The organism is Kitasatospora sp. NPDC093102, assembly GCF_040683915.1.
Taxonomy (GTDB): Bacteria; Actinomycetota; Actinomycetes; order Streptomycetales; family Streptomycetaceae; genus Kitasatospora.
This window is the reverse complement of sequence record NZ_JBFBFA010000011.1, coordinates 36842-62984: the sequence shown is the minus strand read 5'-3', so window position 1 is coordinate 62984 and position 26143 is coordinate 36842. Positions and strand designations below refer to the sequence as shown.

Genomic DNA, 26143 nt, shown 5'->3' with positions numbered 1-26143 from the left:
AACTTTTACACCGCTGTAGAACTTCAGTGGAGCATACTAGGCGCGAATGAGAAAACCAGCTGGTCAGACCATGAGAAATTGGTCAGATCGGTTGGTCCGCGCTGCTCCGCACCAGTGCAGAGGGAGCACGATGACTGATCGGATCGCACGCTCGATAGCCGGCGCCCTGGTGGCCCTGCTGGCCGCCGTCGGCCTCACCGCCGTGGCATCGGGGGCGGCGGCGGTGGCCGCACCCCGAACCGTCGCGGCCGCCGCCGCGAACCCGGGCACGCCGGGCACGGGCGCGGCTGCCGCGAATGCCGACCGGGAGGTCCGCACCGAGGCGCGCGCCGCGTCCGCCGCCGACGCCGCGCACCTGGCCAAGGACGAGAAGAAGAAAACGGGCTTCTTCGCCAAGCTGGGCAAGTTCCTGCTGGTCATGATCATCCTGATCATCCTGTTCGTCGTGCTGCTGATCGTCGGGATCATCTACGCCGTCAAGCGGATCTTCAGCCGTCGCAAGTAGCCGTTCGCAGCCGTAGGCCGCCGGGGTCGGCCGGGCACGGCCGCGACCCGGGCGTTCGCCGCCGCCTTCCGGGCGGTGGAGCCGGAACGACCGCCCGGGGCGGGCCACTTGACGGCGATTGGCCCTGGTCGGGGTGCCGGGGCCGCCCGAGGATGAGTGCCATGAACGACTTCCACCCCGATGGGGCCCCGCACGCGACCCCCCGTACGAACGACGAGCTGCGCGCCGAGAGCCGGGTCGTCCACCCGCCGCTCGCCGAGGTCACCGGCAGCCGTCCGCTGGGCGTGCCGCTGCACCAGGGCCACCTGTTCGCCTTCGACACCGGCGACGCGCTCGCCGGGGCCCACGGCGGACCGGACGGCGCCTTCTTCTACAACCGCTTCGGCAACCCCACCGTCCGCTCGCTGGAGCAGGCCGTCGCCGGACTGGAGGGCGGAACCGGCGCCCTCGCCACCGCCTCCGGCATGGGCGCGATCAACACCGCGCTGCTCGCACTGCTGCGCGCCGGCGACCACGTGATCGCCCAGCGCAGCCTGTACGGCGGCACCATCGGCGCGCTGACCGACCTCACCGAGCGCTGGGGCGTCGAGGTCACGTACGTCAGCGGTGACGACCCCGCCGGGGTGGCGGCCGCGCTGCGGCCGGGCACCCGGGTGCTGCTCCTGGAAACCGTCTCCAACCCCACCACCCGGGTCACCGACCTGCCCGGGCTGATCGCCGTCGCCAAGCGGGCCGGGGTGGTGAGCGTGGTGGACAACACCTTCGCGACCCCGCTGCTGTGCCGCCCGATCGAGCACGGCGCGGACATCGTGATCCACTCCGTGACCAAGTACCTCGGCGGCCACTCGGACGTCCTCGGCGGGATCGCCGTCTTCGCCGAACCGGAGCTGCACCACCGCGTCTGGCAGCGCTCGCTCGAACTCGGCGCCTCCGCCGACCCGTTCGCCGCCTGGCTGACCCTGCGCGGCATGCAGACCCTCGCACTGAGGGTCCGTCGCCAGTGCGAGACCGCGCTCGACCTGGCCGGCCGGCTCGTCGCCCACCCCGCGGTCACCGCCGTCCACTACCCGGGCCTGCCCACCCACCCCGACCACGACCTCGCCCGCCGCCTGCTCCCCGACGGGCACGGCGGCGTCCTGGCCTTCGACCTGGCCGGCGGCCGCGAGGCGGCCGGAACGTTCACCGAGTCCGTCCGGCTCGCTTCGCTGGCCCCGTCCCTGGGCGACGTGCACACCCTGGTGCTGCACCCGGCCAGTACCTCCCACCGGCAGCTGTCGGACGAGGAGTTGGCGGCGGCGGGCATCGGCCCGGGGACGGTGCGGGTGTCGGTGGGCATCGAGCACCCGCAGGACATCTGGGCGGACGTGCAGCGGGCGCTGGCGAAGGTGTGAGCCCAAGGGGTGAGTTCAGCGGGAGCCGCCAGGGCGGGCACGAGGACCCGGGCAGCTGCCACCGGTTCCGGAACGTGCCGTACGCGGGTGCGCCGGGCCCCCGTCAGCGCTGCCGGGGCCGGGCGACCAGGAGCGCGATGTCGTCCTCGGCGGCCGGGGCCGGGGGCGGTACGAGGGAGTGGAGGACGGCGTCGAGCAGGTCGTCGAGGTCGCCGGTGGCAGGCAGGCTCAGGGCCGCGAGCCGCTCCAGGGAGACGTCGATGTCCTCGCCCCGACGTTCGACCAGGCCGTCCGTGTAGAGCAGCAGGGTCTCGCCCGACAGGAGCGGGTGGGTGGTCGGCTCGTAGCCGCCGAGGCCGGTGCCGAGTGGCGGGCCGGTGGGGACGCGCAGCAGCTCGGTCGGGCGGCCGGAGGCGATCAGGGCGGGCGGCAGGTGGCCCGCGCTGGAGAGGGTCCAGCGGCCGCGGCCCGGGTCGGCGAGGGCCAGCAGGCAGGTCGCCGGGCGGGCGGAGTCGTCGGCCGAGATGATGCTGTCGAGCTGACGCAGGATCCGGTGCGGGGGCAGGTCCATCCCGGCGAGGTCGCGCAGCGCGGAGCGGTAGTGGCTCATGTCGACGGCGGCCTCGACCCCGTGCCCCATGACGTCGCCCATCGCCAGCAGGGTGCGCCCGAACGGCAGCCGGACGCTCTCGAACCAGTCGCCGCCGACCACCGAGGTGCTCCCGGAGGGCAGGTAGCGGGAGGCGAGGGAGAGATTCTGGTGCGGGTTGCCGGGCTCGCTGAGCAGGGCCCGCTGGAGTTCCAGGGCGATGCCCTGGGAACGGGCGAAGCGGCGGGCGTTGTCGAGGGTGGTGGCAGCGCGGGCGGCGAGGTCGCCGAGCAGGGCGGCCTCGTCCGGGGTGAAGGCCGGGGTGGCGGCGGTGCGGCCGAGGGTCAGCAGCCCGATCAGGCGGCCCCGGGCGGCCAGCGGCAGGACCAGCAGTGAGGTCGTCCCGGTCGGGCAGGCGTCCTCGGGCCCGGGCTCGGTGAGCACGGCGATGCCGCCGGCCAGGCTGCGGGCGGCGGCCGAGCCCTCCCGGTGGCGGATCGATTCGCCGGGCCGGGGCAGCGCGGCGAGGGCGGCGGTCAGCGAGGGCGCGGACCGGGCGCCGGCGCGGTGCAGCCGCTGGGGCGCGCCGTTGCCGGACCGGGCGGGTTCGGCTTCCGGCGGCAGCACGTCCACGGTGGCGAGCTCGGCGAGCCGGGGCACGACGAAGGCGGCGAGCTCGCCGCCGGTGGTGCCGATGTCGAGGGTGGTGCCGACCCGCTCGGCGGCGGCGTCCAGCAGGGCGAGCCGGGCCCGGGCCTGTTCCAGCTCGCGCAGCTGATCGCGGGCCGGGTCGGGGTCGTCCAGCACGACGACGATCACCCCGGTGGTCCGCCCGGAGCGCCGCAGTGTCCGGTAGCGCACCCGCAGACCGGGCGGTACGGGGGCGCCCGCGCCGTCCGGGCCGCCGGTGGCGTGCTCGCGGGCGAGCCCGTCGGCGAGGACCCGGCGCAGGATGCCGACGGCCCCGGCGAAGGCCGTGGTCCCGGCGGCCCGGCCGAGCAGATCCGCGCGGCGTAGCCCGGTGGCGGCGGTGAAGGCCGCGTTCAGGTACTGCCAGCGCAGCCGCTCGTCGAGCAGCGCGATGCCGATCGGGGCGGTGGCGAGGACCTCGCGGAGCCGCTCCGGGTCGTCGTCGCCGTCACCGCCGGTGATCGCGCCGAGCCGTGCGGCGAGGGCCGCCGCGGTGGCCGCCAGGGACCGGGAGTCCGGTGCCGCGGGCCGCGGGTCCTTCGCTCGGTTGCCGTGCCGGAAGTGCATACGCCCATGATCACGCGCCCGGGCGCGGCACGCCCACACCCGGGTGAAACGTTGACTGGCCGGAGACAGTGTTGTAACGGAGGTGCGGCCGGCTCCGCGCGGCGTTCCCCGTGACGTCCACGGGGTCGCCTGCGGGGCCGTACGGATACGGCAGGCGGACGCCGGATGATCACCGGTCATACTTGGGCGGCGGCGCCCGGCCCCGGACGCCGCAGGCCGGGCCGGGCCCACCCGGCCGTACCGGCCCCGGCCCGCGCCCGAAGATCCAGACCGGAGGAACCCGATGAGCCCCCACCAGCCGACCAGTCGCCCGGCGGCCGGGGCCCCCGGGGTGCCGTGGAACCGGCAGCGGCTGCGCAGCAACAACGAGTGGCTGCTACTGGAGCTGCTGCGCACCGGCGGTGGCTCCTCGCGCGCTCAGCTGGCCCGGGACACCGGCCTGTCCAAGCCGACCGTCTCGGCCGCGCTGGCCGAGCTGGAGCGGGCCGGCCTGGTCCGTGAGGCCGGGCGGCTGGCCCCCGAGCGCGGCCGCACCGCCGTGCTGTACGAGGTCGACCCGACGGCCGGGCACGTGCTCGGCGTGGACATCGGCCGGGCCCGGCTGCGGGTGGCGGTGGCGGACCTGGCCGGGACGGTGGTCGCCCGCCGGAACGTGGCCAACCGGGGCCGCTCGGCGAACGCCGTCGCGGACGCCGTGGTCGCCGCCGCGCACGAGGCGACCGCCGAGGCGGGTCTGACTGCTGAAGACATCGTGCACGCGGTGATCGGCACCCCCGGGGTGTGGGACGAGCAGCGGCGCGGGGTGCGCTACGCCAGCAGCCTGCCCGGCTGGGGCAAGCCGGGGCTGTTCGACCGGATCGGGGAGGGCTTGGGGACGGCCGTTTCGGTGGCCAACGACGCCAACCTGGCGGCGCTCGGCGAGTACACCCTGGGTGCGGGGCGGGGCAGTCGGATGTTCGCCTACCTGCTGGTCGGCACCGGGCTCGGCCTGGGCGTGGTGAAGGACGGCGAGCTGCTGCTCGGTGCGCACGGCGCGCTGGGCGAGATCGGTCTGGTCCCGCTGCCCGGGCGGGCCGGCGAACCGGCCGCGACCATCGAGCAGGAGGCGGCCGCGGACGCCGTGGTGCGTGCCGCCCGGCACTTCGGGTTGGACGAGGAGTCCGCGGCACGGCAGTTGACGGCGAAGCAGGTGTTCGAGCGGGCCCGGGCCGGGGAGGCCGCGGCGGTCCGGGCGGTGGAGTGGGAGGCCGAGCGGCTCGCCTACGCGGTGGCCGTGCTGTCGGCCGTCCTGGATCCGGACCTGGTGGTGCTGGGCGGCGGGATCGGCAGCAGCGCGGACCTGCTCCTGGAGCCGCTGGAGCAGGCCCTGCACCGGCTCGCCCCGATGCGTCCGACGCTCGCACCGAGCCTCCTGGGGGAGGAGGCGGTGATCCTCGGCGCGGTCTCCACGGCGCTGGAGACCGCCCGCCCCGAGGTGTTCGAGGGCCGGACGGCGGGGCTGCGCTGACGGCGGGTCGGCGGGGTCGGCCGGTGGTGGCCGGCAGGGGTCGGCCGGGTGGCCAGGGTCAGGTCGTGGGCGCCGAGGACCGGGTGGTGAGGGCGGCCGGTGAATGCGGGGCGGCGACGTTCGGTGGCCGGAAGGTCTCGATCTGCCAACGAGTGGGGATTCCGTGGACGGTGCGTGTGCGGTTCCTGCTTGAATCGCACGACTCATCCAAACGGAACGGAGCGTTCTCCTCCCATGCCTTCACGGATACCCGGTCGGCGCCGGGCCGGCCTGGCCGGATTCGCCGGACTCGTCCTCGCCGTCGGCCTGGCGCTGACCGGTTGCGACCCGTCGGCGGCCGATGGCGGTGCCACCGCCTCGGCCACGCCGACCGTCGCCGTCACCACGGCTGCCGCCGGCACGACCGCGGCGCCCACCCCGCCCGCGACGTCCGCCGCACCGGCCCCGGCCCCGGTCGGCACTGCGCCGGCCGAGCCGGCGGCCACGCCCCCGCCCGTCGCGACTCCGGCCCAGCCCGGCGCCCAGCCGCATCCGCCCGTCACCAAGGCGCCGCAGCCGAAGGTGACCACCGCTCAGCCGCCGACCGACCCGGAACCCCCCGCGGCGGCCGGCGCCGGCACCGGGTGCGAGATCCGCTCGAACGCGGGCAACTGCTACGAGGCCGGGCAGTTCTGCCGCAACGCGGACCTGGGCAAGAGCACCCACGAGGCCGGTGGCCGGGTGATCTACTGCCGGATGGTCAGCGGGAAGCCGCACTGGCAGGCCTGAGTCCTCTCGGTCCCGGGACGGTTCGGCCTCAGGCGTCGATGACGCCCAGGGTGTCCCAGAACAGGTGCTCGTAGGCCCGGAGCAGCAGCCCGTACTCGCGTGCGGCGGCCAGGGTCGGCTCGTCCAGCCGGTCCGGGCCCAGCGCGTCGGCGGCCTGTTGCTCCAGCTCGGGCGCGGGTTGGGCGAAGAAGTCGAAGAACACGCAGGGAACTGGCCAGGCTGCGGCGGGAGAACCGCCGCTTGCGCGAGGACGTGGACATCCTCAAGCGTGCGACGGCTTTCTTCGCGACGGAGACCCGGTGACAGTGCACCCGTTCATCGAGGCGGAGCAGCAGGCAGGCCACAACGTCAAACGGGCGTGTGAACTGCTCAAGGTCTCCCGAGCCGCCTTCTACGCCCGCCGAACCGCCACCCCCGGCTCCCGCGCGGTCCGCGACGCGGAGCTGACCGAGAAGATCACCGAGGTCCACGCGACCTCGCGCGGCACCTGTGGAGCTCCGCGCGTGCACGCCGTCCTGCAGGGCGACGCCGACCGGTGCGGCCGGCGAAGGGTCGCACGCCTGATGCGCCGGGCCGGCCCTCGAGGGCCGGCACCGAAGACGGCGCCAGCGCACCACGATCCCAAGGCGCGTTCGCGGTCCCGTAGTGCCGCTCTGAGGGAGCATCGTGTCCGCGAAGGCTGGCGTTGGGGTGGTGAGGACATCGGCCAGGACGGGCTGTGGGAAGGTTTCGGGCCAGGTCGAGCGGCCAGCCGCCAGGCAGGGGTATCCGCGCTGGTAGGCCTGTCCGGCCTGCCGGGCGGCTTCCAACTTGCCGAGTTGTCGTGCTGCGTCGGCTTCCTCATGGCGCACGCGCTCGATCTCCTGGGTGGTGGCGCAGGACTCGGCGGCCTGGATGAGGGTGTTGCCCAGCAGCTCGGTGATGTCTGCGTTCTGGTAGATGGACGCAGTGGTCCTGCCGCAGTGGACGAGCAGGCCGATATCGACTTCGCTGTCCACGTGGGTGCGGGCGAAGTAGCGGGGTCCGTCGTACTTGCAGGGGATCTGCCTGCTCCTCGGAGGTGGTGAGGTCGGTGCTGATGACCGGGGTGCCGGGCAGCGCGGTGGTTATGACGAGCAGCGAGGAGGTGTCGGCGGCCAGAAGGGACGGGGACCGGCCTTCGCCGAGGGTCGGTACGAGCAGCCGGTAGGCGGCGATTTCCCGCTTGGGCATGCGCGTGTTCTTGTGGCGCTTGGCGAACAGGCGGCGCCCGTCGGCGTCTACGACCTCCCAGACGCTCGGCTGCCCGGCGCGGTCGTGGGAGCGCACGCCCAGCAGCTCGTAGCGTCCTGCCGTCTCGCGCAGCAGCCGGTCGGAGTCCTGGGGCAGGTGGGGTGCGGTCATGCCGGCCAGTCGATGGTGGACAGGATGCTGCCGAAGGCGATCTCGCCGAGGGCATGGACGGTGTAGGGCACGGTGTTGCTCGGGAGTTCGTTGAGCGGCCACCAGCTTCTCTGGGGCTCGGTAGGCTTTTCTGTCGATGGTGTGCTGGGTTTGCCCAGTTCAGGAGGTTGCATTCTCTGCTCGCCTTCTGCAACAGGTGTGGTGGAAGGTGTCACTGCGCAGTCAATGAGCGGTCCCAGCCGTCGAGGGAGAACGGCTGGTTCTTGGCGATCTGCGCGAGTGCAGCGGCCGTGTAAGGGACCGTATTCTCCGGGGGGTTTGCGGGATCTGCCCACAGAAGCTGCGCGCACTTGTGAGGCTCGCGGTTGAGGGGCTCGCCGTTCCAGTTGTCCGCGAGGAAGAAGAATCCAATGCGTCCTTGCCCTTCGGGGCTGCGATGATGGACGACGTGGGCGAAGCCGAGCACCGTCTCGCCGAGCTCGATGCCGACTTCCTCGGTGGCCTCGCGGATAGCGCCGGCGATCACCGACTCTCCTTCTTCGAGGTGTCCGCTCGGTGGGCAGAGTTGCCCGTCAGCGTAGCCGGTGTTGGCGCGTTCCATGAGGAGCGCGCAGCCGTCGGCCCTGCGGAGCAGCACGTAGACATCGACGACGCTGCCGTAGCGGCTGGTCATGCAGTCCCCCCGGGTTCCTAATTGATGGTCTTGGTCAGCTCGCGGTTCGCTGCCCGGACGGCAGGCCGACTGCCTTGGCGAGCATCGGCAGGTGGTGCTGCATGTAGGGCGGGACCTTCAGGTCGAGCACTTCGTCGAGGGGGACCATGCGCACGGCAAGGCCCTCGTCGCCGAGCCGCAGGTCGTCTCGGGGCCGTCCCAGGCGGCGCACAAGACGCGGGTGAGCGGGAGGCCGAGGTCGTGGTGGGGTCGGGGAGGGGCCGCAGGCCGGTGATGTCGATGACGGCCCTCCTCGCGGACCTCGCGCACTGCGCTCTCCCGGGCGCTCTCGTCGGCCTCGCGCCAGCCGCCGATCGGAGTCCGGTAGCCGGCCAGGCGATGCCAGGCTTGTCTTCACGCTGGTGCATCAGCAGCCGGCCCGCGGGGTCGGTGACGAAGACCAGGACGCCCTCGAAGTCGTCGTCGGCCGGGGTGGGGCGCTCCAGGTAGAGGGGGACGCCGGAGCGGTGGGCGCGCAGCACCTGCCGGAGCCACTGGTAGCGGGCGGGTTCCATGAACTGCCGCCAGTCGTGGGCGCTCTCGAACCGCCACTCGGTGTGCTCGGTGGGATCGAGTCGGATCCGGGCCTGCTGCTCGGGCGTGAGGACGCCGCCGTCGAAGACGTAACCGCAGACCGGCACGGGGTACTCGGTGCCGGCCTGTTCGTGGATGACGGCGACCAGGCGCCGCCTGGCGATGGCCGCGGGGTTCTCAGCGGCGAGGTTGAGCCCCAGTTCCTCCTGGCCCTCGCGCAGGGCGGTGAGCCGTCCACGCCGCCGTTGCTGTGGAGCGGTACTGTGCCGTCGTCGAAATTGGTCGTACGGACATGCTGCTCGCCGAAGTCGGCGGTGAGGCTACCGCTGGCGCGCCCGCGGTCGACTCTTGCGTCGCCTCTCAAAGGCCGTCAGCCCAGACGTTCGGGCGCTATTCTGCTATTTGGCTGCCGCGAGGGTTGCCACGCATCCAGGCCGTCACTTAGGTCATGGGTCGCCCAACAGGTGTGTGCAGAGGGGAACCGGACCGTGACCAGCAGTGCCGTGGCCGCCGTTCCGCAGCCTGACAAGGAGTCGTCCGCAGTTGCTATTGTTGACTTCAGCAACTTATGCCCCGGGCCGCGCTCGGATACGGACATGTACAACGGCTTGGACGCCGTCGACCGGGTAGTGCGCGAAGCACTGAAGGCGCACTGGCCCCACATCACCGACTTACAACTCCGCCTCTACGGTGGATGGATAGCCCGAAATGGGCGGTCTACCCGGCATTGGGAGTGGGCGCTGGTGCACCTTGCTGCCTTCCGTACCCGGCGCGATGGTCTGCGGGTTGAGCCAGAGTTGGCTGATTCCTCGGCCTGGAGACTGGGTACCCGCATCCTAGGCACCTTTCGTGCCGCGTACGAGGCCGACGCGTCGGAACCGAACAGGGCTGCACAGAAGATGGTTGACGGCCTTATGGTCGCCGACTCCCTGCGCTACAGCCTGGAAGGAAAGCCGACCATCCTCGTCAGTGACGATGACGACGTGCTGCCCGGGTTGCTGGCCGCAGCCGACCGGTCGACGCGCACGATGATGTGGATCCGGAAGCGCCCACTTGGTGGATCTTGCAACGATGAATGGCTCAAGCTGCACCCGAACATTACGATCTGTCACGCATCAGGATGGCCGACATGGTAAACGACGAAACCGCCGCGTTCGCCGAGGAGATGCGGGCGGACCTTCTGACTTTCGTGGATCCGGGGACGGAACCAGTCATCACGGCCCGCAACGGCGAACTCATCGCCCGTTGGTTCCATGACTTTGATGAACGAGACGCCTCGGTCAACTGGGACCGCGTCCGTGGGCAGTGGATTGTGGAGCACGGCGGCAAGCGCATGGACTACGCGTCCTTCGTTGCTGGACCCGAGCTTGCCGACTTGCGGGCCCTGGCCAAGAACATGGTCACAGTCCTCGGTCGTGGCCGCGACAACGACCGATATGTCGCAGGCCGGGCCCGCCTCTCGGGTAGTGCAGATGAGGATGCTGCTACGCTTGTGGAGCGTGCTTCTACGCCCGAAAATGACCCGACGAAAATCGTGTTTGTCACCGGCGACGCGGGCGCCGGAAAGTCGCGAATGCTCCACGAGCTCACCTACAATGCTGCGGCTCGCTACCTGCGAGGCGAAACCGACTACCTGTACCTCAACGTCAGTGCCCAGGGTCGGGGACTGGCACGGCTCAATGAGGCCCTAGCCACCGAACTCCAGGACCTGCGTGCCAGGATGACATACCACTCGGTGGCTCGGCTGGTTCGGCACGGCCGGCTACGCCTGATCGTCGATGGCTTCGACGAGCTGATTGGCGGACAGGGAACCTACGAGGAGGCGTTCGGTTCCCTCGCGGGCTTCATCGAGGAGTTGGATGGGCGCGGTTCGGTGATTGCTGCCGCTCGCAGTGTTTACTACGAGCAAGAGTTCCTCGCCAGGACCAACAGCAGTTCCGAGCTCGGCACCCTGCTTTGGTCACTGGTACCGGTTGAGATGCGGCCGTGGGGCACGACGGAGTCCGACAGGTACCTTCAGCACTTCTCGCCGGAAGTGCGAGACCGGGTGCAGCGCCTTCGTCGCAGCCCCGGAGTGGAAGGCCAGCTGCTGGATAAGCCGCTGTTTCTCGCTCGAACCTGCGAGCTGATGGAGCAGAACCAGTCCATCGACACCGGACGCCCTCTGCTTGCACAGCTTGTAGGCGCCTATGTTCAGCGAGAGGTCAGCAGCAAGCTGGTTGGCCAGCATGGCCAGTACCTCAGCAGTGAGCAGTATGTCGAACTGCTCGAAGAGATCGCCATTGAGATGTGGCGACAGAAGACCCGCGAACTCAACCGGGCCACGCTCCATGATCTAGTGTCACTCTTTGCTCAACTGCACGAATTGCCAACCGAAGCCCAGCAGAATCTCATCGATGCCGCGCCCAGCCGCGCCATGCTCAAGTTGGGAACCAAGCCTGGCACCGTGGCCTTCGAGCATGACCTGTTCTTCGGGTTCTTCCTGGCCAAGCCAATAGAGGAGGCTCTGGTTCGTGGAAGTCATGAGACTGCCTCAATCCTGCGCCGTGCCAACCTTCCGGTGGAAGCCGCCAGGGCAGCAGTCAGCGGAGTCATTGAGTCTGGTGCCAGCGGCCAAAGCATTCTCTCGATACTCGCGCAGGCTGTTGACCCCAATGATTCTTTCGCGGAAGTGGTAGGTCGCAATGCTGGCACGCTCGCAGCGGAAGTTCTACGGCTGCGCGGCACCGCCGAACAGGATCTATTGGTTCAGAACGTCACGTTCGCGGACGCCGAAACGTCGGGAATCACGGTTAACGGCGCTTCTCTTGTGAACACCCGCTTCGAGCGTTCGGACCTACGAAACACCCGATTTGAGTCGTGCGTTGCGCAGGGCGTCACGTGGCACCTGGTGTTGATCGACCCAAATACGACCCGGCTCGGGATCGACGGTGCCACCTCCGTGGACTTCGTCGGACTTCGAGTGGCAGACGGCCAAGGCCGTGTCGAGCAAGACTTCGGTGCCTCGTCAATGCTGAACCGACTCCAGGACTGCGGCCTTGGAATCGATGCGCGTGAAGTAGATACGAGAGAGATCGATGAAGATGTGCTTGCTGTGGTGGAGAAGATCGCCCGGCATTACTCGCGCTCCAACATGCTCTGCGTTGACGACAGTGGCACGATTAGTGTGATCGCCAACACGCCTGCTTGGCCTCGAGTTATCGAAGCAGCGAAGGCATCTGGTGTCATTCGGCAAGAACACCGGGCGACGGCCGGTCGGCCCAAGACCTTCTACCGTCGAATGGTCCTTCCGGAGACCTTGCTGGCTGGTTTGGTTGTGGGAGCCCCTGTCCCACAACCAGTCGCTGACTTTTGGTCTCGCTTGACGGATGCCTAGCCGCTGACGCGTTCAGAGATCTCGTGTCGGGGGAAGTCGCTTGCTGTTACCAGCTTTCAGCGGCTTCCCCCGGAGGCGCGGTAGACGCCTAAGGGCTCGAAGAGAATCACCGTGTTGCTTCCCGGCCTGCGGCTCGTTGATCTGGTACGGGGATCGCAGAGGAGATCAGGGACCAACTCGCTCTGAGTTCGAGGTGTTGTTTCCGCATCTCGACGAGCGGCAGCGGCGTCTGCTTATGAGAGCTGAGGCCTGCCTGCTCGGGCCAGGGCTGTTGCAAAGTCGGGTGATTTTGTGAGTGTGCTGGTCAGGCGATGCCGAGGAGGTCGAGCGGGCGGCTGAAGGGTTCGTAGGAGGCGTGCCGGAGGCCGGCGGCGATGTTGCGGTGCCCGTGCTGCCGCAGCGTGTTGATTGCCAGGTTCCGCAGGGTCGCCATGTTCTCGGGTCCACGGCCGGTACGGATCTTCGTGGGGGTGCCTCCCGGCCGAAGGCTGGGGGAGCGTCCTCGGCGAAGGTGGTGTCGCGGACGAAGTGCAGCCGGTTCTCGATGGTTCATTGCGACCTGGCGAGTTGGCCAAGGCGCTGGAGCGAGGCCTGGGATGGTCTGGCGGCTGACCGCGCCGGTTTTGGGTCGGTGCGGTAGTGCAGGATGCGTGCGGCCTGGACCGCGTGGGGGAAGTCCAGACCGAGGTCGGTGACGGTGAGGGCTCTGGTCGCGCGGGTCTCCTTGCGGCCGTGGCCGGTCTCGCGGTCGTAGCGGCGTGCGGTGACGTCCTTCCAGGGCAACGACCGGAGCCGGCGGTGCAGTTCGGGCTGGTTGCCCTTGACCACCAGCAGGTAGGCACCACCTTCCATGAGCAATCCCCGTGAGCACGGGGCCGACGCGTCTGTCCGCGCTCTTTGAACGTGGTTCTGGATCACTTTCCGGGCTCTGTCGCTGATTGAGGGGTTCGCGCTGGGCCGCAGATGGGTGGGCATCACCTGGGCGTGGCTGATGGAGTTCGGGTCGCTGACCTGCTCTTCCCGGGTGTCGGGGTGGAGATCGAAGAGATGATTGTCGGGGAGGGCGAGGTTCGCCTTGCCGTACGGTCCGTGGCGGCGTCGGCCGCCTGTCCGGGATGCGAGCACAGATCGTCGCGGTTGCACTGCTACTACAAGCGGCGACTGGCAGATCGCCCCGTAGCCGGCAGGCGGGTGCGCCTGGAGCTGAGAGCGCGGCGTCTGGCGTGCGGCAACGACCGGTGCGGGCAGGGGACGTTCGCCGAGCAGATCCCGGATCTGACGTCCCGAAACGTTCGCCGCACGACCGCCCTCACCGCTCAACTCACTGACATCGCCCTGTTCCTGGGAGGGCGGGCCTGAGCCCGGCTCTCGGGACGCCTGGCCATGACCACCTGCAGGGACACACTGCTCCGCCTCATCCGAGCACTGCCCCTCCCATCATCGGGCCTCGTCCCGCGTCTGGGTGTGGACGAGCTCGCCGTGCGCCGCGGTCGCACCTACGCGACGATCCTCATCGACATGGACACCCACCGCCCGGTCGACGCCTTCACGGACCGCACCGCCAACACCTTCGCCGCCTGGCTACGCGACCACCCCGAGGTACGGATCATCTGCCGAGACCGTGCCGGCTCCTTCCGCGACGGCGCCCGTGCTGGTGCGCCACAAGCCCAACAGGTGGCCGACGCCTGGCACCTGCTGCACAACCTCGCCGAGGCAGTCGAACGCGTCGTCGGCCGCCACCGCGCCGACCTGCGCGAACCCCTCACCATCGGAGACGACCACGATGACGTGTCCCGTTCCGGGGCCACCACCCTCAACGAGCTGGACATCCACGGCAGGCCGCGTCCCCTGGTCGCCCGGACCCGTGAGCGCCACCAGCAGATCCACGAACGCATCGAACGCGGCGACAGCCTTCGTGCCATCGCCCGCGAACTCCGCCTCAGCCGTGGCACCGTCCTGCGCTTCGCCCGAGCCGCCGACGTCGAGCAACTCCTCGTCGCCGCGACCCACCGCCCCAGCCTGGTCGACGACTACCGGCGTTACCTGCACCACCGGTGGATGGAGGGCTGCACGAACGCCGCCGCGCTCACGCGGGAGATCCAGCAGCTGGGCTACCGCGGTGACGTCAACACCGTCCAGCGGCACCTGAGGCCCTACCGCAACGGAGCGATCCCGGCAGAGACCCCGCTTCCTCACTTGACTGTGCGCCGCGTCACGGACTGGATCATGCGCCGACCCGACCGGCTCGACGACACCGAACGCAAGTGCCTCGATGAGCTGTGCGAGCGCAGCCCCGCGCTGGCCACGATCACCGAGTACGCCCGGCGCCTGGCCACCATGGTGCGCGAGCGCCGCAGCGAGCACCTGGCCCTCGACGTCTGGCTCGCCGACGTCCGCCTCGACGGACAACGAGAACTCCGCACCCTGGCCGGCGGGATCCGACGCGACCGGGCGGCCGTCCTCGCCGCCCTGACCACCACCTTCACCTCGGGTGCTGTCGAGGGCAACGTGACCAGGATCAAACTACTGAAGAGACAGATGTACGGCCGGGCCAACTTCGACCTCCTGCGACGCCGCATCCTCCTGTCACCTTGATCAACAAGGAGGAACCCCTCAATCAGCGACAGAGCCCGGAAAGTGATCCAGAACCCAGGTTCAGCGACCGCTGACAGCGGGGCGGGACGAAGAAGTTCACCGGCATCGCAGTACCAACGGCAGATCGGGACACCCGACAGCCGCTTCCCGGCGATGGGTGGACCAGATCCCACCTGTCGCCGAGAGGCTCTGCCAGCACCGAAGTATCCGTCCATGTCGTGACAGAAGCCTGGCGGCACTCAGCGGGCCCAGGTACAGGTGCCGAAGGCGTACGACTGGGCAGGAGGCAGGACGTCAAGCTCAGAGCTTGTAGCCGATCTGGCGTAGCAGGTTGTGGCGGTCCGTGGCGTCCTCGTCGGTCTCGACTCCGACCGGTGGTACGCCGTCGATCACGCCGATCACGCCGCGGCCCCGATCGGTGACGGCCAGCAGGACATCGACCGGGTTGGCGGTCGCGCAGAAGATGCCGCACAGCTCGGGCACGAGCTTGACGGCGTTGAGGACGTTGACCGGGTAGCCGCCGCGCAGCAGGATCACGAAGGAGTGGCCGGCCCCGATCGCCTGCGCGTTGCGTACCGCGAGCGGCACCAACTCGCCGTCGTTGCCGGACCGGCGGACCAGGCAGGCGCCGGACGCCTCGCAGAAGGCGATTCCGAAGCGCAGGTGCGGGCCCACCCCGGCCATTGCCTCGTGCAGGTCCTCCACGGTCTTGATGAAGTGCGACTGACCGATGATCACATTCACGTCATCGGGCTTCTCGATGCTCACCACGTCGAAGGACAATCCGGCAGCAGCCATCAGGAACCTCCTCCTCTCGCTTGTTATCGGGCGATGCACGTCGTCCCGATCATGTCCGCCGGACCTGCGTGCCGTCGGGACGGCACGCGGGCGAAGCGTTGCCAAGTCAGGCGGGAGGACATCCCGCCGGGGTGAGAGCCTTCGCCGGTTCTCCTGCGCGGGCTCACCGCCGACGCCCAGTACGATCCGGAAGCCGTCGGGGCCGCCCCGCCCCACAGACACTGACTTCAGCACTTCATGGTGACGGATCTCGGCGCTTCGCTGACGGGTGGTTGCTGGTGGCGACAGATCGTTCGTCATGCGATGTGCGGATGGGGGCGGGCTGAGGGCGCAGGGCTGTCGGCGCTGTTCAGCTCGCCCCCACTGACGGCACGGCCAAGGTCCGGACGGGCGGCCCTTGCGTCGAAGTCGCGAAACCCGCGCCGAATCCGGGGCAGGGTGAGGCGGCGCTTCGGGTCCTCTCCCCAGGGCGGCAGAGGCCCTTGGCGAGAGGTCTGGCGAGGAGGAGTGCTCGGCCGGGAAATCGTAGAAGGCCACCAGCTCGTCCATGCCGTTGGCGCCATCGGACAGGTCCAGCCGAATCTGTCGCCGATGCCGTCAGGGCCCCGCCCGGGCGACGGGCTCGGCCTCGACCTCTGCGACATCACGCCCCACTTCGGCCTGCTCGCCGACCGCTACAGGCTTGGGCTTGGGGGAAGGCGCGGGCTTCGCCGAGGTCACGGAAGTGGGCCGGTCGGCAGTGGCGTCGGCGTCCGGCTGAATGAAGAAGAGGCCTATGGCGTCACCAGGAGTCGATCGCCTGATCTCTATCACGGACGCCAGATCATCCACTAGGTAAAAGTTTAGTTGAAATTAAAGTAATACCAGCGTGAAGATCTTGCGTTTTGTACAAATCACCCAATGGGGCGAGGGATGGTGGACCTTCTGGCCAATCTGTCGCCTTGGTGCGATCACGGCCCCGATCGGAATCGGCTGCCACAGCTGCCCGCGTAACTCGGCCACGGTGTATCGGTACGTCGTTGTCATTCCTCGGCTCACCAGCCGCTACGAACGAGCGAGCAATGCTCAAGACCTTTGGATCGCTTCCGAGGGAACGTGGAGGGCGCGTGCCTTCCCGAGTGACCCTGTGATGGTCGTCGAGTTGAGGTTCCTCCAACGTGCGGAAGGTTGCCGGAGATGACCTCATGGGCCATGAGAAGGGGACCGGACCTCTGCCATGGCAGCACCGATGAAGCACCCCAATGCCGCGTAGTCAAGGGCTTGCAGGGCAGCAACTCGTACCTTCCGGTGGGCGAGCTCGAGTTTGGGGGAGGGCTTCAGCCTGCGGGCCAACGCCAAGTCGATTGAGGGCCGCCAACACCCGGATCGGGACGCGCAGTTCAGTTATATCAACAAGCAGGCCAGGCGGTACATCGCCACCGGAGAGCCGGTGGTCAGCGTGGACACGAAGAAGAAGGACCTGGTCGGCGCCTACAAGAACGCCGGACAGCAGTGGCTGCCGGCGGGGCAACCGGTTCAGGTCTTGGCCCGTGCCTTCCCCGACAGGGAGTTGGGGAAGGCGTCCCTTGCGGGGTCTACGACCTGGCCGCGAACAGCGGCTGGGTCAACGTGGGCACCGACCACGACACCGCCGCGTTCGCGGTCCACCGGGACGCACCGTACTGACCCCGGCCACCCCCTTCATGGCACGTCCAGCACTGGGCGGAACGGTGCGGGATGATGAGGAGAGGTGGTGCACGGAGATGAACGACATACCGCCCACGAATGGCCTTGACTCGGCGGCAGCGCGTCATTCCGATCTGGTGAGCGCCGCAACGGCGGTGCTCGACGGTACCGGTGTGGTCATCGGCTGGACGCAGGCCGCCGAGGAACTCCTCGGCTACCGCCCAGCCGACGTGGTCAGCCGGCCCGGTGTGGATCTGCTGGCGACGTCGGAGGACGTCTCGAGGACGACTCGGGCCGCCGCGCAATGCCGTACGGGCCGCACCTGGGGCGGTCTGGTCGCACTGCGGCACCGCGACGGGCGGCGGATCGACGTCGAACTACGCGTCTCACCGCCCTTCGGTCTGGACGCCCACGAGTGCTTCCTCGCCTCTGCGGTCGACCTCGCCCGGCCGCCGTCGTGGGCGGTGAACGGGCAGGTCCTCGAAGGTCTCCTCACCCGCTCGCCGATCGGCATGGCGGTGCTCGACCCGGACCTGCGGTACGTCTGGATGAACGACACCCTGGAGCGCTGGGGCGGCGTCGCCCGTGCCAAGCGGCTGGGGCACCGAATGAAGACCGCGTTGCCCGGCCTGGACACCAAGGCGCTCGAAGCCCGGATGCGGAGGGTGCTCGATACGGGTGAGCCGGTTGTCGACTACGAGTACCGTGGATGGACGCTTGCGGAACCCCGGCGCGAGCACGCGTACTCGACCTCGTTCTTCCGGCTGGTCGACGCCGACGGCAACCTGCTCGGTGTGTGCTACATGGCCGTGGACGTCACCGACCGTTGGAAGGCCCGGGAACGCCTTGGTTTGGTCAAGGAAGCCGGCACCCGCATCGGCAGCACCCTGGACATCGTGCACACCGCCCAAGAGCTGGCCGACCTTGCCGTACCGAGCCTCGCTGACTTCGCCGCAGTCGACCTGCTCGAATCGGTCCTCCGGGGGGAGGAGCCCGCTCCGGGGTCGGTCACCATCAGGCCCGCGATGAGGCGGGCCGGGCTGCGGTCGGTCCGTGAGGGAAGCCCCGAAGCGGTCGCCGCCGTCGGGGAGCCCATCAACGTGCTGCCGCCGTTCCGGGGTGGCCGGTACCTGGTCCAGGGCGAGCCACTGCTGGTCCCGGTCCTCGACCCGGCCGAGGAGAACGCATGGAGTGTCGAGCACCCGGCCAGAGGGGCGAAGATCCGCGAGTTCGGGCTCCACTCGCTCATCGTCGCACCTCTGCGGGCGCGCGGTGTCACACTCGGCCTGGCCACGTTCGTCCGATCGCTGAACCCGGCCCCGTTCGAGCCCGACGACCTCCTGCTCGCCGAAGAGCTCGCCACCCGCGCGGCCGTATGCGTCGACAACGCCCGCCGCTACACCCGCGAGCACACCGCGTCCCTCACCCTCCAACACAGCCTGCTCCCGCACGCCCTCAGCAGCGGCCCCGCCCTGGAGGTGGCCTCCCGCTACGTTCCCACCAGCATCCCGGGTGGCGCGGGCGGCGTGGGCGGCGACTGGTTCGACGTCATCCCGCTCTCCGGTGCCCGCGTGGCGCTCGTCGTCGGCGACGTCGCCGGCCACGGCATCACCGCAGCCGCCACCATGGGCCGGATGCGTACCGCCGTGCACACGCTCGCGGACATGGACCTGCAACCCGACGAGTTGCTCGCCCACCTCGACGACCTGGTCATCCGCCTGATCGAGGAAGAGCCCGAGGACGAGGCCGCCGCCACAGCCGTCCTGGGCGCCACCTGTTTGTACGCCGTATACGATCCGGTCACCGGGCGGTGCGCGATGGCCCGAGCCGGGCACCCCCCGCCCGCCCTGGTCACCCCGGACGGCACCGTCACCTTCTACGAACTGCCTGCCGGCCCGCCGCTCGGCCTCGGGTCGCTACCGTTCGAGTGCGCCGAGGTGGAACTCCCCGAGGGCAGCATCATCGCCCTGTACACCGACGGCCTCATCGAGACCTTCGACCGCGACATCGATCTCGGCCGCCTGGGCCGTACCCTCGCCCGGACCGATCTTCCGCTGGACGAGCTGTGCGCCACGGTGATCGACAGCCTGCCGCCCGGACCGCCCATCGACGACGTCGCCCTGCTCCTAGCACGCACCAGGGTCCTGAGGCCCAGTCATGTCGCCGCCTGGGACCTGTCTCCCGATCCCTCGGCCGTTTCCGACGCCCGCTCCCTCGCCACCACTCAACTCGCCCAGTGGGACCTGGGCGAACTCGAGTTGGCACTGGAGCTGATCGTCAGTGAGCTGGTCACCAACGCCATCCGTTATGCCCCCGGCCCGATTCGCCTGCGCCTGATCCGGCACTCTGCCCTGATCTGCGAGGTTTTCGACACCGACAGCACCGCACCTCGCCTCCGCCATGCCCGTACCACCGACGAGGGCGGCCGCGGCCTGTTCATCGTCGCCCAACTCGCCCACCGCTGGGGCACCCGCTTCACGACAGAGGGCAAGATCATCTGGGCCGAGTGCGCTCTGCCGACGTCTGTCTCCATTTCCGGTTGAGCCGGAAGGAATTCGGGGCCCTGGTCGCCGGAGGTGCGCTCGCGCTCGGCTGGCTGGGTGAACTCCATGCCGCACCGCCTCCCGGGTCGCTTCCTGCTCTCTCAACGGCGTGGCACCCGGGAACCGCGCGACGACCGCGTCGATCTCGCTGGAGACGTGTGTGAGGGGCCTCAGCCCGGCCGTGCCGTTTTCCAGTCCGCCGACGCTGATTGCCAGCAGACGTGGAGCGCGAGCGGGCCGGTTCGGGCCGCCCTCTCGTGCGGACAACAGGGAACGGAGGGTCGGGACGTAGGAACAGATGGCGCGGTCCACGAGCAGGTCGGGGGGAGCGGACTCGCCGTCGAACGGATCCTCGGGGAGCAGGCCGGCGGCGTGGAGGGGCAGGCGGTTGAGGACGTCCGTCGGACAGAGCCACTGGCGCATCGGCGGACGAGAGCGGCCGTCATGCGACCCGCTGCTCCCGAGGCGGTCCATCACCGGCCGGATCAGGCTCTGCCAGAGCCATCCCAGGAGATCGACCAGGTACTCCCGCAGTTCCTCGACGCCGCCGCCGATAGGGGAGTCCGCCGCCTCCAACAGCGCGGCCAGCGCCTCGGCCCGGGCCTCGGCCTTCTCACGGTCGAACGCGGGAAGGGGCACCACGACGACGGTCCCCTGCGTCAGGACGAGCGCGTCACAGCGCACGCCGCTGATGTTGAAGAGGACGACAGGTCCGTGATCGCCTGCGTGAACCAGCTCGTCGAACGACGGCGGGCGTAGGAACCCGGCCATTCCCGGAAGTCGGCGGGCCCGTTCGACCAGGTCCGTCCAGCGCAGGTGGAGCTCACGCCTCCGGCCGTCGTGGGCGAAGGCGTCCTCCGCGGTGAGATGCCGGTCGGAGGTGAACGGGCCGTTGTCGGTCAGCTGGCGGCGGACGGCCTCCAGGTTCTCGGCGAGCGTGGGATCGAGCACGCGGACGTCCTCGAGGTCCGCGTTCATGTTGAGGGCGTGCGACAGGAGTTGCGCCCGGCCTTGTTCGAGGAGCTCCACCGCGCGTTGGGGCTTCCCCAGCAGGATGGCCAACGCTGCCGCGTCGCAGACGGCCTCGGACTTGCCGCCCAGCGGGCGCAGCCGGTCCTCTCTGGACAGGCCCGGCCAGGCGAGCTGCGGCAGTACCTCGATCGCCGCACTCAGACCTTCGAGGGCGCCGTCCACGTCCTGCCCCTCGGCCATCAGATGAGCCCAGGCGAGGGACGCCGCCCAGCGTCCGGCCGGTGAACCGAAGCGGTGCGTGGCGGCACGCTGATAGAGCGCCAGTGCTTCGGCTCGCATTGCCTTGCGCACCCTGCGGGCCCTACGAGAGGAGTCGGATGAGCTGGAGACCAGCGCGTCGGCGAGGAAGATCGCCCGTTTCACCCAGTCGGGCGAGTCCTCGCCTCCGTTGAGTCCTTTCCGCAAGTGGTGGTAGGCCTCCGCCGCTGCCTCCGGCTGATTCCCGTGAACGGACCAGGCCAAAAGTGCCTCGCCGTACTGCGTGTGGTGCGCGGGGCGTGTCACGTGGTCGGAGGGAACGAGCGCGAGCCCCCTGCGCGCGGCCCTGCATGCGGCGGCCAGGTCGTCCGTATCTCGGCCGTCACGAAACCGTGCCATCAGGAGGGAGGCCTGCAGGTTGTGAAGCGTGTGACGGTGCACGGCGCTTCGCGAAGTCTCCACGAGGGCGTGGGCGACGATGTCGATCGCGCGGTCGAGGGCCCCCGGATCGGACGTGATGCCCCAGAGCCTCACCAACGCGTGGGCCAGGTTCCGCTGGAAGGAGACCTGATGGAGGTCGCTGGGATCGGCCACCCTGATCGCGTCTTCCAGGTGGCCGATGGCCTCCGCCATCAGCACTCCGTCCCCGGTCAGCTCCGCGGTGCGACTCATGACGACACCACAGTTGTGCGACAGGAGGGCGCGGAGCCCGGGGAGACGGCTCCTTGCGATGGCCTGCCGAAGGATCTGCTCTGCCGCACGGAGGTCCTGCGGGCGATCCGAGAGGCTCACGACGTTGGCGTGGTTGGACAAGGCCGTGCTCCACGCGGCCGTGTCGGGGGAGGCGGCCTCCGCGGCCTCGCGCGTGTGGAGCAGCGCTTGGCGCAGGAGTGCGGGGTCACCGGTCGCCTCGTACTGGAGCCGTTCGATATCGCCGAGTGTGGAGGACAGTCGCACCCTGTTGTCGGTGGACAGCGTCTGGGTGGAGGCCGATGTGATCGCCCGCTTGGCGTCGGCGACGGCGGACGGCAACTCGTCCTGGTCGCCGGTGGCGAGATACAGCTGCATTCGCGCCACGGCGAGGGTGTTCAGAGCCTGCCAGTGGAACGAGGGAAGCGTCGCCGTCGCTTTCGCCGCGTCCTGGAGGAGGCGCACCGCATCCCGAAGGATCGCAGAATCCTCCGTCTGGAGGCCCTGTCGGCGCCGTACATCGGCATGGAGGTGCAGATGGAGACCGTAGTCCTGGTCGCTCGGCACCTGGACGGCCAACGACTCGCGCGCCAGCCGCTCGGGCACGGTGAGGTCGGACGTCAGCGACGCGTCGAACTCGTGGAGGAGAACCTGCGCGAGGTGGTACTGCACGTCAGCGCGGCTCCTCGGCTGAGTGGAGACCGTCAGTCCGAGAGCCTCCTCCAAGGCGTCGTGCGCCCTTCTGAGATCATCGAGACGGCCCCGCAATTCGTACCGTAATTGCCGGAGTCTGCCGACGAGCCGGAGCCATTGGACGCCGACCTCCAGGCTGCCCGCCGGATCTGGCGAGGCTCGCCATCTGCTCAGCCCGCTGGAGCAGAGCGCGACGGCTTCCTCGAAGAGCGCCTCGTCGGCGTTCACCGCGTACCTGTTGAACAGCACCCACCCCCGTTCCACGGAGAACCGGTGTCGGCGTGGCCAGACGTCCATCGTGAGCGTCTCCGATTTCTCGCCCCTGTCTCGGGGAGAGTGAGCAAATCTTAGTGTTCGTCAGTACACCGCGCCTGCCCGCCCGTTGGTGCCCTATCCTGTGGGGCGATCAGGAGCTCATGGGTGAGGGGGGTGCATGTCGTACGACATGCGGGCGGTCCGTCGGCAGGCCGTTGATCTGTTGTCCGAGGCGCCGACGTGGCGGCTCTCCACCCTTGGGTGGTCCCGGGTGGGGGAGTGCCTGGCGGCCCTCCAAGCCGGTGCCGAAGCGGGCGACCCGACGGCGCTCAGGCGTGCGACCGGGCGGCTCTCCGACCTCGTCGACGTCTGGCGGGCTCCCCGGTCAATGGCCGAGGGGGAGAACGAGCCCATGCCGCCGCAGCTCCTCGAAGCCCACGGGGTGCTGATCCGGACGCTGGAGGACGCCGACGGGGGCGGGAGTTCGCAGGACGACGCGGATGAGCACTGAGGTCCGCTTCGCGCGGGAGGCTCTGCAACTCCACTACTTCATGGACGTTCAGCAACTCACCGGCCCGGGCCGGACCGTGCTGGACGCTCTCTGGTCCGCGTGCGGGCGGATCGGGATGGACCGACCGGTTCCGTCGACTGGTGATATGGTCCTGCCCCACACGATTGACGCGTGCTCGAGCTTCCGCCCCGTACGCAGTCGGCGGGGCAGTGGGCCCGGCGTGTTCGAGGCCAGGGTGTACGTGCTCGGCGGGATCGCGGGCCTCGTCGTGATGCTCGCGCCGCCGGACACCGGCGCCTCGCACGGCATGGCGGAGACGGCAACGATCTGGGCCGACCTGGAGCGGGCATGGGACGGCGCCTACACGCCACCGGCGCAAGGGCCTGTGAACCCGCTGATCGGCAGCGTCCGCATCTTCCGAGCCCTCGCCGATGCGAGTCCCGGCGCGGCCCTCGACCCCGATGTCGTGGTCGGCCGACTCGCCGGGATCGTGCCGGGTGCCGTGGCGGACAGGACCGACCGGATCTCCGAACGGTTGTCGTTGCCGGCCGAACTGTCCATACGGGAGGTGGTGTCCCGAGGGGCCGGGGAGGACCACGCGGATCGGACGTTCGTCGCCACCACGAGGGCCACCGATGCCGACGAGGCCTCGCTGGACACGTGGTCGTGGTTCGACGTCCGCAGCCCGATGGCGCCGGTCACCAGATACCTGTTGCACGCCGCCGCCGTCCGGGACCAGTACCGGATCCGTCAAGCCGCGGACCCGGGCTTGACACGGCGTAGGACCGTATTGCGGGAGGACGGGCAGCTCCTGCTCCTGGACTGTCACCGGCTGCTCTCGATGAGCGGCTACCACAGGCGTGCCGCACGGCGGGAGCTGGCCCGCTGGGAGGAACTGGCGGAGCGGGCACACCGGTTGCTGCTTGAGGACGGGATGGCCGCCGACAAGGAGCTGAAGCTGCGCACTATGGGCCGTACGATCGGGGTCCATTCCGCCGCGATGACGGCCGCGTTGAGCACTCCCACCGACCCGAGTCCCCGTCCCCTGTTCGCGGACGTGCAGTGCGCGACGCGCCTGGCGGACGTCCTGGAGGAGGACGCCTTCACCTTCGGTGTCGAGCGCGAGCGCGTCAAGGAAGCGGCCCGCATCGCGACCGAGTCGGCCACGCAGCGCCTTCAGAGTCACCAGCAGTACCTGTCGCTCGTGCAGACCTCCGTGATCGGGGGGTTGCTCATGGCGCTCACCGCGGTGCAGACGCTGGGGTTCACGCTCCCGCTGGCCGAGCACGTTCAGGGGCCGTTCATCGCCCTGCTCGCCACGCTGGCGGTCTCGCTGCCCGCGGTGATCATCCGGCGCTGGAGCGGTGGGGACGGGGGACGGCCGGGAGCGGTCTTCGAGATAGCCGGTCTGGCCGGGGCCGGTGCCGCGGTGGGGTGGCTGTTCGCTCGCGGGGCTGGTCACGGAGACTGGCCCGCGGCGGTGACGGCGGCCTTCGCGGTCGCTGGCGCCGTCCTGCTCGGCACTGGTGGCGCGTGGCACGCGCGCCGCGCGTTCCGATGAGTTCCGTCCCCCGCTGCCGTACCGAGGCGGAGGGCCGCGCCGACGCGCAGTGAACGAGCCGGGCTGCGGCCGGCCGACCGGAAGCCGATGATCCGGCCGTCTGCGGACGGACCCCGAACCGATGTGTGGAGATCCAGGTGACGACCCTCGCCGACAACGACAGCCTCCTGCCCGGCGCTCCCCAGTTCTGGGATGTCGTGAGTGACGTCCTCACCTCGTGGTTCGGCGTCGGCAGCGTGGCGGCCACCGTCACCGCGACCCTCATTGCGGTGCGGATGTGGTACTTGGCGGGGCGGGAGGGCTACCGGGCGGCCCGGGCCGGTGGTCGCACCGTCGTGGCCGCCGCCCGCTTCAGCGCCCGTCACCTGGGCCGTATCCCGGGGCACCAGAAGCTCTACGCGAGCCTGACGACCCTGGCGGTCCTCGTCCTGCAGGCCCTTTGGCTCGCAGGGACGTACTTCTTTATCAGTGTGCTCGTCGCCAACGTGCGCTCCATGTTCGGCGGCGCGCCGGTCGGCGACCTGCACGATCTGCTCCGGTGGGGCGGCGTCAACGGCTACTACACCGTCGGCTGCTCGCTGCTCCTGGTGGCGGCGTACGCGTTGACCGTCACCGGCAACCGGGAGATGACCTCGGTGCTCGGCATCCTGCCCGCCGTCCTGCCGGCCCTGTCGGCGGGGCTACTGCTGTTGTTCGCCGTCCTCGCGACGCTCATCTACGCCTTGCTCGCGGTTTTCGGCTCCGACGACATCTCCTGGGCCGATGTCGGCTACTTCTGGTGCGCGGTCGTCATCCTGGCCCTCTACGCGTTCGCGGGCTTTGCGGCGATGGGCGCCACCGCTCTGACCGCTGCGGCGTGGCGCGCCGACGAGTCGTCCTCTGCCGCCGGCAGCCCCACTGGGACGGCGACGGCCTGACCCGTGGTGGTCAGACCCCCGGTCCGGCCACCTGAGCCTGACTGTCGGCAAAGGTTCTGCTTTCTGGTGCGCGATGACGTTGTTCGCTCGGAAGACCGGCGGAGCGGGGTCTCCTGGCTCATGCGACGAGCGCGTAGCTGGCGAGCCGTTCGCGTTTCCGCTGGGCAGGATCGAGGTGGAAGCCTGTAAATTCATCCCAGGCCGCGAAGTTGGCGACCGATGGCTGTAGCGGCAGGCTCGCCGTTCAGGGCGAGCCAGGCGAGGTAGTGCGGGTAGGCCTGGCAGCCGGGCAGTGGCGGGCGGGACTCCGGTGTGCCGCGGTCGAGGCCGGCGGTGGCGAGTGCGGGCAGGGTGCGCAGCGCGGTGCTCTCGCCCTCCGCCAGGGCGGCGAACCAGGCGCCGACCGGCCGGTCCGCGCAGCGACTGGCGAGCAGCAGCAGGCTGCGGCGGTCGGAGTGGATGATCCGGTGCTGCTGGGCGGCGAGTTCGGCCAGCGCCGAGCGTGGCGCGGTGCCGTCGGCGAGCGCGGTGACCAGCGCGGGGGCGGTGTCGCCGGGCGCCAATTCGGCGCGCAGGTCCTGGATCTGGTCGAGGATCGGGTGGTTCACCGGTGCCTCCGAGGTGCGGCTCGGTCCGGTGCCATTCCTATCGTCCGGAGGTGCG

General features: G+C 69.8%; 21 protein-coding genes and 2 pseudogenes. 14 read left to right on the top strand and 9 right to left on the bottom strand.

Going from position 1 to position 26143, the window contains the following annotated elements:
• The first annotated feature begins 130 nt into the window (after positions 1-130).
• Both AB0O11_RS17720 and AB0O11_RS17715 read left to right on the top strand, forming a co-directional pair.
• A complete protein-coding gene (locus AB0O11_RS17720; protein ID WP_363387245.1) occupies positions 131-505 on the top strand; it encodes a hypothetical protein in 375 nt (124 codons plus the stop codon).
• A gap of 161 nt (positions 506-666) precedes the next feature.
• Entirely contained in the window at positions 667-1896 is a 1230-nt protein-coding gene (locus AB0O11_RS17715; RefSeq protein ID WP_363387242.1) for an aminotransferase class I/II-fold pyridoxal phosphate-dependent enzyme, read from the top strand.
• 103 nt (positions 1897-1999) lie between these two features.
• On the opposite strand, the gene AB0O11_RS17710 is transcribed toward AB0O11_RS17715, so the two are convergent.
• Positions 2000-3742 carry a SpoIIE family protein phosphatase gene (locus AB0O11_RS17710; RefSeq protein ID WP_363387239.1) on the bottom strand — a complete coding sequence of 581 codons (1743 nt, stop codon included), beginning with the start codon at positions 3740-3742 and terminating at the stop codon, positions 2000-2002.
• Positions 3743-4025: 283 nt separating this feature from the next.
• Between AB0O11_RS17710 and AB0O11_RS17705 the strand changes: the two genes are divergently transcribed.
• Both AB0O11_RS17705 and AB0O11_RS17700 read left to right on the top strand, forming a co-directional pair.
• Entirely contained in the window at positions 4026-5249 is a 1224-nt protein-coding gene (locus tag AB0O11_RS17705; protein ID WP_363387236.1) for an ROK family protein, read from the top strand.
• A 234-nt stretch (positions 5250-5483) separates the two neighbouring features.
• On the top strand, positions 5484-6017 hold the full coding sequence (locus tag AB0O11_RS17700; RefSeq protein ID WP_363387234.1) for a hypothetical protein: 534 nt from the start codon (positions 5484-5486) through the stop codon (positions 6015-6017).
• Between the two features lie 28 nt (positions 6018-6045).
• Here the strand turns inward: AB0O11_RS17700 and AB0O11_RS17695 are convergent, their stop codons facing one another.
• On the bottom strand, positions 6046-6219 hold the full coding sequence (locus AB0O11_RS17695; protein WP_363387645.1) for a hypothetical protein: 174 nt from the start codon (positions 6217-6219) through the stop codon (positions 6046-6048).
• A 97-nt stretch (positions 6220-6316) separates the two neighbouring features.
• Between AB0O11_RS17695 and AB0O11_RS17690 the strand changes: the two genes are divergently transcribed.
• Complete coding sequence (locus tag AB0O11_RS17690) at positions 6317-7084, top strand: IS3 family transposase (RefSeq protein ID WP_363387231.1); 768 nt, start codon at positions 6317-6319, stop codon at positions 7082-7084.
• Between the two features lie 312 nt (positions 7085-7396).
• Here the strand turns inward: AB0O11_RS17690 and AB0O11_RS17685 are convergent, their stop codons facing one another.
• Positions 7397-7615: a hypothetical protein gene (locus AB0O11_RS17685; protein WP_363387228.1), complete on the bottom strand. Its 219-nt coding sequence runs from the start codon at positions 7613-7615 to the stop codon at positions 7397-7399.
• Entirely contained in the window at positions 7612-8073 is a 462-nt protein-coding gene (locus AB0O11_RS17680; RefSeq protein WP_363387225.1) for an NUDIX domain-containing protein, read from the bottom strand. Before AB0O11_RS17680 ends, AB0O11_RS17685 begins: the two co-directional genes overlap by 4 nt.
• 1061 nt (positions 8074-9134) lie before the next feature.
• Between AB0O11_RS17680 and AB0O11_RS17675 the strand changes: the two genes are divergently transcribed.
• Complete coding sequence (locus AB0O11_RS17675) at positions 9135-9782, top strand: hypothetical protein (protein WP_363387222.1); 648 nt, start codon at positions 9135-9137, stop codon at positions 9780-9782.
• Positions 9776-12022: an NACHT domain-containing protein gene (locus AB0O11_RS17670; RefSeq protein WP_363387219.1), complete on the top strand. Its 2247-nt coding sequence runs from the start codon at positions 9776-9778 to the stop codon at positions 12020-12022. The genes AB0O11_RS17675 and AB0O11_RS17670 overlap by 7 nt, the downstream gene beginning before the upstream one ends.
• Positions 12023-12326: 304 nt before the next feature.
• Here the strand turns inward: AB0O11_RS17670 and AB0O11_RS17665 are convergent, their stop codons facing one another.
• Positions 12327-12455 (bottom strand): hypothetical protein, encoded by a 129-nt coding sequence (locus AB0O11_RS17665; protein ID WP_363387216.1) that lies wholly within the window; start codon positions 12453-12455, stop codon positions 12327-12329.
• A gap of 116 nt (positions 12456-12571) precedes the next feature.
• Positions 12572-12874 (bottom strand): hypothetical protein, encoded by a 303-nt coding sequence (locus AB0O11_RS17660; protein ID WP_363387213.1) that lies wholly within the window; start codon positions 12872-12874, stop codon positions 12572-12574.
• A 111-nt stretch (positions 12875-12985) separates the two neighbouring features.
• On the opposite strand from AB0O11_RS17660, the gene AB0O11_RS17655 reads away from it, so the two are divergent.
• The gene (locus tag AB0O11_RS17655; protein ID WP_363387210.1) at positions 12986-13381 is read left to right on the top strand and encodes a transposase family protein; all 396 of its coding nucleotides are present in this window, start codon (positions 12986-12988) and stop codon (positions 13379-13381) included.
• Between the two features lie 15 nt (positions 13382-13396).
• Positions 13397-14617 (top strand): annotated as a pseudogene (locus tag AB0O11_RS17650) (ISL3 family transposase); the annotation flags it as partial.
• Positions 14618-14917: 300 nt separating this feature from the next.
• Here the strand turns inward: AB0O11_RS17650 and AB0O11_RS17645 are convergent.
• Entirely contained in the window at positions 14918-15415 is a 498-nt protein-coding gene (locus AB0O11_RS17645) for an adenosine-specific kinase (protein WP_363387207.1), read from the bottom strand.
• Positions 15416-16012: 597 nt separating this feature from the next.
• Complete coding sequence (locus AB0O11_RS17640) at positions 16013-16246, bottom strand: hypothetical protein (RefSeq protein ID WP_363387205.1); 234 nt, start codon at positions 16244-16246, stop codon at positions 16013-16015.
• A 472-nt stretch (positions 16247-16718) separates the two neighbouring features.
• Between AB0O11_RS17640 and AB0O11_RS17635 the strand changes: the two are divergent.
• From AB0O11_RS17635 to AB0O11_RS17615, 5 genes and pseudogenes are all read left to right on the top strand, one after another.
• A pseudogene (locus AB0O11_RS17635) lies at positions 16719-17080 on the top strand (hypothetical protein).
• 77 nt (positions 17081-17157) lie between these two features.
• Positions 17158-19623 (top strand): SpoIIE family protein phosphatase, encoded by a 2466-nt coding sequence (locus tag AB0O11_RS17630; protein ID WP_363387202.1) that lies wholly within the window; start codon positions 17158-17160, stop codon positions 19621-19623.
• A gap of 3046 nt (positions 19624-22669) precedes the next feature.
• Positions 22670-23002 (top strand): CATRA system-associated protein, encoded by a 333-nt coding sequence (locus AB0O11_RS17625; RefSeq protein WP_363387198.1) that lies wholly within the window; start codon positions 22670-22672, stop codon positions 23000-23002.
• Positions 22992-24563: a CATRA conflict system CASPASE/TPR repeat-associated protein gene (locus AB0O11_RS17620; protein ID WP_363387195.1), complete on the top strand. Its 1572-nt coding sequence runs from the start codon at positions 22992-22994 to the stop codon at positions 24561-24563. The genes AB0O11_RS17625 and AB0O11_RS17620 overlap by 11 nt, the downstream gene beginning before the upstream one ends.
• Positions 24564-24700: 137 nt before the next feature.
• Entirely contained in the window at positions 24701-25480 is a 780-nt protein-coding gene (locus tag AB0O11_RS17615) for a hypothetical protein (protein WP_363387193.1), read from the top strand.
• 191 nt (positions 25481-25671) lie between these two features.
• Here AB0O11_RS17615 and AB0O11_RS17610 read toward each other — a convergent pair whose 3' ends face one another.
• The gene (locus AB0O11_RS17610; RefSeq protein WP_363387190.1) at positions 25672-26088 is read right to left on the bottom strand and encodes a hypothetical protein; all 417 of its coding nucleotides are present in this window, start codon (positions 26086-26088) and stop codon (positions 25672-25674) included.
• Positions 26089-26143: the final 55 nt, after the last annotated feature.